At 41.1% G+C, this 8,639-nt stretch carries 6 protein-coding genes; 3 read left to right on the top strand and 3 right to left on the bottom strand.

Going from position 1 to position 8,639, the window contains the following annotated elements; translation table 11 throughout:
• Window positions 1–35: 35 nt before the first annotated feature.
• Both VGA95_04430 and VGA95_04425 read right to left on the bottom strand, forming a co-directional pair.
• Window positions 36–1,424 carry a hypothetical protein gene (locus tag VGA95_04430; protein HEX9665788.1) on the bottom strand — a complete coding sequence of 463 codons (1,389 nt, stop codon included), beginning with the start codon at window positions 1,422–1,424 and terminating at the stop codon, window positions 36–38.
• 207 nt (window positions 1,425–1,631) lie between these two features.
• Window positions 1,632–3,338, bottom strand: a complete 1,707-nt coding sequence (locus VGA95_04425) for a dynamin family protein (GenBank protein HEX9665787.1) — start codon at window positions 3,336–3,338, stop codon at window positions 1,632–1,634.
• Between the two features lie 271 nt (window positions 3,339–3,609).
• On the opposite strand from VGA95_04425, the gene VGA95_04420 reads away from it, so the two are divergent.
• The 3 genes from VGA95_04420 (at window position 3,610) to VGA95_04410 (ending at window position 6,556) form a co-directional block, all read left to right on the top strand.
• Entirely contained in the window at window positions 3,610–5,847 is a 2,238-nt protein-coding gene (locus tag VGA95_04420) for a thioredoxin domain-containing protein (protein ID HEX9665786.1), read from the top strand.
• Between the two features lie 368 nt (window positions 5,848–6,215).
• On the top strand, window positions 6,216–6,359 hold the full coding sequence (locus tag VGA95_04415; GenBank protein HEX9665785.1) for a hypothetical protein: 144 nt from the start codon (window positions 6,216–6,218) through the stop codon (window positions 6,357–6,359).
• 35 nt (window positions 6,360–6,394) lie between these two features.
• A complete protein-coding gene (locus VGA95_04410; protein ID HEX9665784.1) occupies window positions 6,395–6,556 on the top strand; it encodes a hypothetical protein in 162 nt (53 codons plus the stop codon).
• On the opposite strand, the gene mnmG is transcribed toward VGA95_04410, so the two are convergent.
• Window positions 6,535–8,445, bottom strand: a complete 1,911-nt coding sequence (mnmG, locus tag VGA95_04405; protein ID HEX9665783.1) for a tRNA uridine-5-carboxymethylaminomethyl(34) synthesis enzyme MnmG — start codon at window positions 8,443–8,445, stop codon at window positions 6,535–6,537. The genes VGA95_04410 and mnmG overlap by 22 nt on opposite strands.
• Window positions 8,446–8,639 lie beyond the last annotated feature (194 nt).

Genomic DNA, 8,639 nt, shown 5'->3' with positions numbered 1-8,639 from the left:
GGAGGGCTAAAGTCCTCCGCTTCATTGTTACTGCTTTAAAAGAAATTATTAAAGGCGATTGAGTTAAAGAAAAAGTCCGTCTGAAAAAAAAATGGGTCGAAAAAGGGATTTATGAAAAATGGATTTATAAATGGTGTGAATGTTGTAAATTGGGGGGAAACTGGAAAGAAAACAATTGGTATCGCAGGCACAAAAAAAGGCTGAAAACCGAAGAATGGCGATGGAAAAATTGGTTGAAATATAAAAGGATTATTCACAAAGAAGAAGCTTGAAAGAGGGAAGAATGGCCGGAAAAAGAAAAATGAGTTGCCAAAGAAAAATGGATCAAATGGAAAGAAGTGACCGTGATGAAAGCGATGATGACGGAAGTGGTGGCGATCAGTGTCGGCGAAACCCTTATTATGATGGAAGCCTTTAGTAGGGTTAGCATTGTGAATATTTCTTCTTTCATGATCCCGGCCAATCGCAAAGCCTCGGCGTTGACCTGGAAAATCGGCGGTCTTTTCCATGACGAGATTTGCAGTTTTATCTGGGCTCGTGAAGGATGCTCCTCTTAAACGAGGCTGAGAATTTCTAAGGTTTCTGGTTCTATCTGATAAACCCGACACCAACCTGGGCCTTTTACCATCAACCCGACTAATTCTTTTGGCTTCTTCGGGAATTGAATTTATGTCGTTTGAAAAATGTTTAATGCCATTATCTCCATCAACCCAATGAGCGATATCTCTGTTCCCAGCAGAAGCTATTGATATTTCATTTACAGGTTTGATGCTTCCCTCTTTTCCGGCTAATCTGCGTTTCAGATTCCCATTTCGATTGGAGTTTAATCTCTTAGATATCAAGGAAGCCTTGTTATCAATGATAAGAGGCTTGTTTAGTCCCCTAAACGTATTGCCGATATTATTAGAAGAGGGATAATTTCGACCTGTCTTCGTTATTAATGTATCCTTTTGAAATGTAGATCTTACTTTGTTTAGCCTTCTAGAACCAAAACCGATAGACCCCCTATTGACAGGTGCTATAGTATTTTTTCTGGAGGGAGAAATTAATTGAAATTGTGGATTTGAGATGTTTTTACCCAGAGTCGAGGTTGTTAGGTTCGAGCTGGAACTGAATGAAGCTCCGGCATTTGGAATATTTCGTCCGAAACCTCGTTCTCGAAAGCTCGAATTAGCCATTCCATTACTCATCCCGACGCTATTTCCTCTAAAGCTTGAGGATGAGCCAACCTGACTGAACCGTCCGCGGAAATTTGAGACCATCCCCTGTCTTCCAGAACCGGTTGTCCCAATCCTTGCTCCCCTAATTCCTCCGCTAATTCCGCGGCTCGCAAAACCTCCGGCTCTGATGCTTTGGGCGTGTAATGGATGAGTCGGCGAGAGCAAGACTAAGAGTGTAAGTATTATTCCTAAAGTTCCCCTCATACTACTGTACTCCAGTTAAGGTTCATCACTTATATAGTATACATAGCCATCGAAACATATAAATCCCAATACCTTGAAAAAACCTGGACAATTTCAAGCAATACCGGAATGAATTAAATGAATCTTGTTTAAAACGCATTTGTTAGGTAAGCATAACATCTTTAGATATTAACTTTACTTCTATAGATTTGTTTCATTATTAAATAGCTATGACACGCTCCTATTGATCTTAGTGAACTTTTCACCTATTTCTTCAACACGGTTTTTAGACTGAAGAAGTTTTGTTTCCTGTATTTTATAAAAGTTCTTTAGGGGAATCAGAGAATCCAGGATCTGCATTTTTATGCTATCAAGGTCTCTCTCAAGCTGTGAGCTTATGCTTGAGCTTAATTCCTTAATCAAGGTGTCTACTTTAGCGCTAAACTCCTTCATCGCATTCCTTCTTTTTCTGGGAAGTATAGCAAAAGCCGTAGCAACTACGGCAATCGTTGCTATTATCCCTGTTATATCGACAATTATAGACGAGAATGCTGAGATAACTGCCGCACCGATTGCAAGGGATCCTACTTGAACTCCCAAAACCGATGCAATAGCAGTTCTTGCGGAGTCGACAAGATTGCCACCCAGCAGCGCCGGGTCGATTTGCTTTTGTCTTTTATCGATTTCCGTCCTGACAGTGTCTATGAGCAGTGATCTATCGTAAGAAAAGCCAGTGCTTACCTTTGTTGATTCTGGTTGGATGGAATTGCGATAAAACTCGAGTGATGTATCCATCATTGTCCTCGCGGATCGCTCTGTCCAGCTAACCAAAGCATCAAGGTCTTTTTCCAGCTCCTTTACGGTCTGAAGTGAGACTCTGGACTCAAATTCCTTTGCGATCTTTTCTTTTCTGAATAGTTTAAGCACATTCTCAAATCGGATTAGATCATCGATAAACTCTATACCCCTTGTTTTAAATTCAAGGAGTCTTGTCTTAATCCTCTCCGTGAACTGATTTGAGTTATAGAAGATCTCTTCCTTCATTCCTGTTAATCTATTTTCGAACTCGCCGATCTTTACCATGTCAGTAGATATCTTTTGAATGTTGTTATCAATCGCTTTTATTGTTTCGGTACATAGACTCATAGCAAATTCGGAAGATCCCTTTATTTTCATCCTGATCCGTTCTTGTTCTCCTAGAGTCTTGAAAATGTAGTCTTCAACCTTTTTTATTCCACTCCTTCTATAAAGTTCTTCATCGGATGAGGCCCTTGCATTATTGGCAAACTTTGCAGAAATGGGTATCAGAAACGGTCTAATCTTGAATATTCTCTGCAGTTCACCCTCCGTATGCCGTATCAGCTCATTTAGTTCACTGTCGTCATCTACTATATCAGTCTTATTTAGGAGGAATACTATATTTTTAAGCCAGTCTTCTTTTATGAATCTTATGAGCTTTGCTTCGCTTCCGGTTACGGCTCTTTCTGCTCCTATTGTAAAAAAAACTATATCGGCGTTTGGTATGAAGTCCTGGGTTATCTTTTCATGCTGTTCTATTGTGACGTTTGTTCCGGGAGTGTCTACGATGAAAAAACCTTTAAGCCTTTCTTCGTTGATCGCAATATAATGGTTGCCGTTATCATTTGATTCCTCAAATGTTTCACCGTATTTGATGATGGTTATTTTATCGGTGGTCGGAGTGATTCCTTCCGGAAGGATGTTTCTTCCCAACAGCGCGTTTATTATTGTCGATTTCCCGGTGCTGAACTCACCTATGAAAACTACTGAGAAGAGGTTTTCAAGATTGTCGCGCGCGCTGTTTAATTTCCTTTCAAGCTTTTCGTTTGATGTCGACTTAATTTCCGGAACAAGGGATTCTAGCAGCGCCTTTTCCTCTAATATAATCTCAGAGTATTTCTTACCAATTACATTCATATTTTGATTTAAAAATTTTTTGAGTCGATAATTATAACTAATGTCATTAGTAAAGGGTATTTAAATACTTCGTTTCAGGTGGAATTCTATCAGTAACCAATAAGAATGTTGCGAATAATAATAAATGGCATTAAACTATCTTATTAGGAAAACAGATTTTAGTAAATATTGGTTAAGAATAACATTTCAATCAGTGATATGACTCTGCTTGGATATGCTGAATACCGAGGTCTGATGTATCAAAAGGGTGACCTAAGAGCTTATTGAAATAATGAACAGGTTAGCCTTTATCCTTTTAAGTGGAATTCTAGTAGTCTTAATCGTATTGTTTTCATCAGAACTATTTACTAATGTAACAAAACTTCACGCGACGGAATCGAAAAAAATGGGAAAGCCAAATCGGCTCATGAATGAAAAGAGTCCATACTTGCTTCAGCATGCGGATAATCCTGTGGATTGGTATCCTTGGGGTGACGAGGCCTTTGAAAAAGCTCGAAAAGAGAATAAGCCGATTCTCCTTTCAATTGGGTACTCAACATGCCATTGGTGTCATGTTATGGAGCACGAATCCTTTGAGGATCCCGAGGTTGCAAGGCTCATGAATGAGACATTTGTTTCAATAAAGGTAGATCGGGAAGAAAGACCTGATATAGATAACATCTATATGACGGTATGTCAGATGATATCGAGAGGTAATTGCGGATGGCCCCTAAACATCATAATGACACCAGACAATAAGCCCTTTTTCGCTGCGACATACATCCCAAAGGAAGCACGCTTTGGCCGTGCCGGGATGCTCGAGCTGATCCCGCGCCTAAAAGAGCTCTGGACTACACAGAGAGATGAGGTCATGAAGTCAGCTAATCAGATAACCTCTGCTCTTCAGCAGGGGTTAGGGAGTTCAGGACAGCTAAAGGGTGAAGAACTTGATGAATCTTCATTGGAAAAAGCATATGATCAGCTTGCGGGTACCTTTGATTCAAGTAATGGGGGAATAGGGACCGCGCCTAAGTTTCCAACTCCGCATAATTATCTTTTCCTGCTTCGTTACTGGAAGCGAAGTGGTAATGAAAATGCATTAGCCATGGTGGAAAAGACCCTTCAATCGATGCGACTTGGTGGTATATACGATCATGTTGGATTTGGATTCCATCGTTATTCCACAGACCCAAATTGGTTTGTTCCACACTTTGAAAAGATGCTCTACGATCAGGCGATGCTTGCCATGGCATATATTGAGGCTTATCAAGCAACCGGCAAAAAGGATTATGAGCAGACCGCTCGTGAAATCTTCACATATGTCCTCAGGGACATGACTGACCCTGGTGGTGGCTTCTATTCGGCCGAGGATGCTGATAGCGAGGGAGAAGAAGGTAAATTTTATCTCTGGAGTGAAAGAGAGATTAAACAAGTATTGGGTAAAGATGATGCCGAATTCTTCATAAAGGTTTTCAATATAGATGAAGAGGGCAATTTCGGTGAGGAGGCAACCGGAAGGAAGACTGGAGACAACATCCTGCATCTAAAAAAGCCTGTAGCTGAAATTGCCCTGTCTCTCAATATTTCTCGAGAGGAACTAAATAAGAAAATTCAGGTGGCAAGAGAGAAGCTGTTTAAGGTCAGAGAGAAAAGGGTTCATCCTCATAAAGACGATAAGGTACTAACTGATTGGAATGGATTGATGATTGCCGCCCTCGCTAAAGGATCACAGGCATTTAATGAGCCAGAGTATTCGGTAGCTGCTGGCCGTGCGGTAGATTTTATACTTAAAAATCTGCGAGATAAGAGTGGCGAATTACTTCATCGGTACAGAGATGGAGAGTCCGGAATAAGGGCAAACGTTACCGATTATGCATTTTTAGTTTGGGGGCTAACTGAGCTATACGAGGCTACCTTTGATGTTAACTATCTTAAAACAGCCTTAGAGCTGAATCGTGAGTTGATCGAAAATTTCTGGGATGAAGATAATGGAGGGTTTTATTTTACCTCAAGCGATGTTGAAGAACTTATTGTTCGTCAGAAGGAAATAAATGATGGTGCAATACCTTCGGGCAATTCTGTCGCAATGCTTAACCTCATCAGACTAGGAAGGATAACTGCCGATTCGGTCCTAGAGCAAAAGGCCGCAAAAATAGGTGAAGTTTTTTCAAAAGTTATCGAACAGTATCCATCAGCTTTTACTCAACTCTTGGTTGCTTTGGATTTCGGGATAGGCCCTTCATACGAAGTTGTGATTGCAGGTGATACCAAAGCTCATGACACCGGTGTCATGTTGGAGGCCCTAAGGAAGCAATTCTTACCCAATAAGATTGTGCTGTTTCGCGCGAGTGATAAGAACGCTTCCGATATTAGCCGTTTCGCAGAATATGCTAGAAATCACACGAGCCTCAATGGAAAAGCAACTGCCTACGTGTGTCTAAACTATGAATGTCAACTTCCAACAACTAATGTGGGGAAGATGCTGGAATTGTTAAACGTAAAAAAAGCTCGACAAGAGAAGGCCTCGTAGACTCTTCTACTTTTACCCCAAATGTAGGGGAAACCTCCCTTCGACAACGCTCAGGACAGGTTAGGTTTCCATTCTTTATGTTTTTTCAATGCGGGGTTGGAAAACCCCGCCTTTCGTAATTAATGACAATATTTATTATGGATAGTCGGGACATTCTTGTCCCGAAATTTGAAAATGCTGAAGATGCGTCTATCATAAATCAGGTTTCCATTCCATTGATTTTATGGACGACTAAAGTCCTCCGCAACTACATCTCCAATTAACGGACATTCGATTTTCCCACCAGCAAGACTGGTGGGCTACCCTAGAGATTTTTTCACCATCCGCATTGGTAGGCAACGAGTCCCTTCGAGCGGACTCATGGAGGCTTGCTGGCGACAGAAACGAGGGTCTCATCAATGACAGCGGGGTTGAGTGTAATTGAGATGACCGACTGGCGTTTCTTTGAATACGCAGATACCATGCAGCTTGATGCGGTGAATTATCAAGTTATATTTGTAATTATTTTATAGGTTGTGTTAGAATTACATGAAGGAGGATAAGATGCATGTCTAAAAGAGGAGGAAGAAAGATAAAAGACCTCGTAGATCTGCTTGAAGAACCGGAGAGCTCCACTTATGTGGGTGGAGACTATGAAGATATCATGGAAATGCTTGAACAAGAATTATCTGCCTCAGACGACGAAGATCAAGAAAATCTTGGAGAATAACCCTCTAAATTCTTAATCTCATTTTGCTTTAAATAAACCATAAGGACAGAAATAGCAGCAGGTGTTATACCTGAAATCCTGCTTGCTTGCCCGAGAGATGATGGACGGATTTTCGAGAGTTTCTGAACAATCTCATTTGAAAGCCCCGGGATGGTTTCATAGGAAAAGTCTTTTGGAATATGAACATGTTCGATCCTCTTGAATTTTTCCACCTGTTCGAACTGCCTTTTTATGTAGCCTTCGTATTTAATCTCCATACATATCTGTGCTGTTATATCACTGTCTATAAAGTAACTTGAGAGAGGATCTATGAAGCTGAGTTCTCTGTATGTAATTTCCGGTCGTCTAAGTAATTCTTTTAACGTGTGTGGCTTTTTCAAAGGTGAAGATCCAATTTGTGTAAGCAGATCATTGACCTGATTGTTAGGAAAGACCTTTGTTTTTTCCAACCTGCCTAGTTCATTTTCGATCTTTTCTTTTTTCTCAACGAATTTATTGTACGCTTCATTCCTAACTAGACCAATGCGATGACCCTTTCCCCTGAGCCTTAAATCTGCGTTATCTTCTCTCAGAATTAGACGATACTCAGCCCGTGAAGTAAACATTCTGTATGGCTCGTCAACACCTTTTGTAACCAGGTCGTCTAGTAAGATTCCGATGTAACCTTCCGATCGATCGATAATTAATGGTTCTTCTCCTTTTACAAGAAGGGCTGCGTTTACACCAGCCATAAGACCCTGTGAAGCTGCCTCTTCATAACCAGTCGTCCCGTTTACTTGTCCTGCAAAAAACAAATTTGAGATGTGCTTTGATTCAAGAGTATTATTTAGCTGTGTAGGGTCTAAGAAATCATATTCTACTGCGTAACCGGGTCTCATTATTTCTACTTCTTCGAGACCTCTAATGGTTCGGACGATTTCGTATTGAACGTCCAACGGTAGGCTGGTCGAGATACCGTTTGGATAAATTTCATAGGTATTTATTCCCTCTGGTTCAAGGAATATTTGATGTCTGTCCTTGTCGGCAAACTTTACGACCTTATCCTCTATAGAGGGGCAGTATCTAGGACCGACTCCCTTAATCTGTCCTGAATACAAAGGTGATTTATGGAGGTTTTTTCTAATCACGTCATGTGTTTTTTCGTTGGTGTAGGTTATGTAGCACGGGAGCTGTTTCCTCTCGATAATATTGCTTGAGGATGAAAAAGGAACCGGACAATTATCTCCTGGTTGAATCTCTAGAATTTCCCAATTGATGGTCCTTCCGTCGAATCTAGGGGGTGTCCCAGTCTTTAACCTGCCCATTTTGAATCCAAGGCTCTCAAAAGATTCGGTTATCCCTAGCGCAGGAGCTTCACCGGCACGACCTGCAGGTATCTTGGTAAGCCCTATGTGAATCAGTCCGTTGGGAAATGTTCCGGGAGTGACTACCACGGCATCCGCGAAGAAATTCTCACCGAGATTCGTTTTAACACCTAAGACCTTTCCACCCTTGGCAAGAAATCCTTCCACCATTCTCTGCTTTATATCTATATTCTTTTCGGATTCTAGGGCATTCCTCATGTACGTCTTATAAGCTTGCCTGTCTGCTTGAGTTCTAGTTGCTTGGACTGCCGGGCCCTTTTTTGTATTTAGTCTTCTGAATTGAATCGCGGTTGCGTCGGCCGCCTTTCCCATTTCGCCTCCAAGGGCGTCAATCTCCTTTACAAGATGTCCTTTTCCAACACCTCCAATAGAAGGGTTACACGACATGAGGCCTATTGTGTCAATATTCGCTGTGAGTACAAGTGTCTTACACCCCATTCTGGCGGAAGCGAGAGCGGCTTCACAACCTGCGTGTCCTGCTCCTATGACTATTATCTGATGTGATTTTGAATATGGATTTGTCATAATCTTATCTGGAGATACCAATTTAGGATCAATCAATTTTAAATACACAATAGTGTCCCGTCAATTGGTTTTTAATTTTAGTGATATGCTGAACCAGAGAAAATGAAGGTCCTAATTGCAATGAATTGCTTTGGAGATAGGAAATTTACTTGGATTTAAGTTTATTAGGTATCCTAGTGTCTGTCCTGGGTTTA

This window comes from Thermodesulfobacteriota bacterium, assembly GCA_036397855.1.
Classification (GTDB): domain Bacteria; phylum Desulfobacterota_D; class UBA1144; order Nemesobacterales; family CSP1-2; genus DASWID01.
This window is presented reverse-complemented; position numbering and strand designations above follow the sequence as displayed.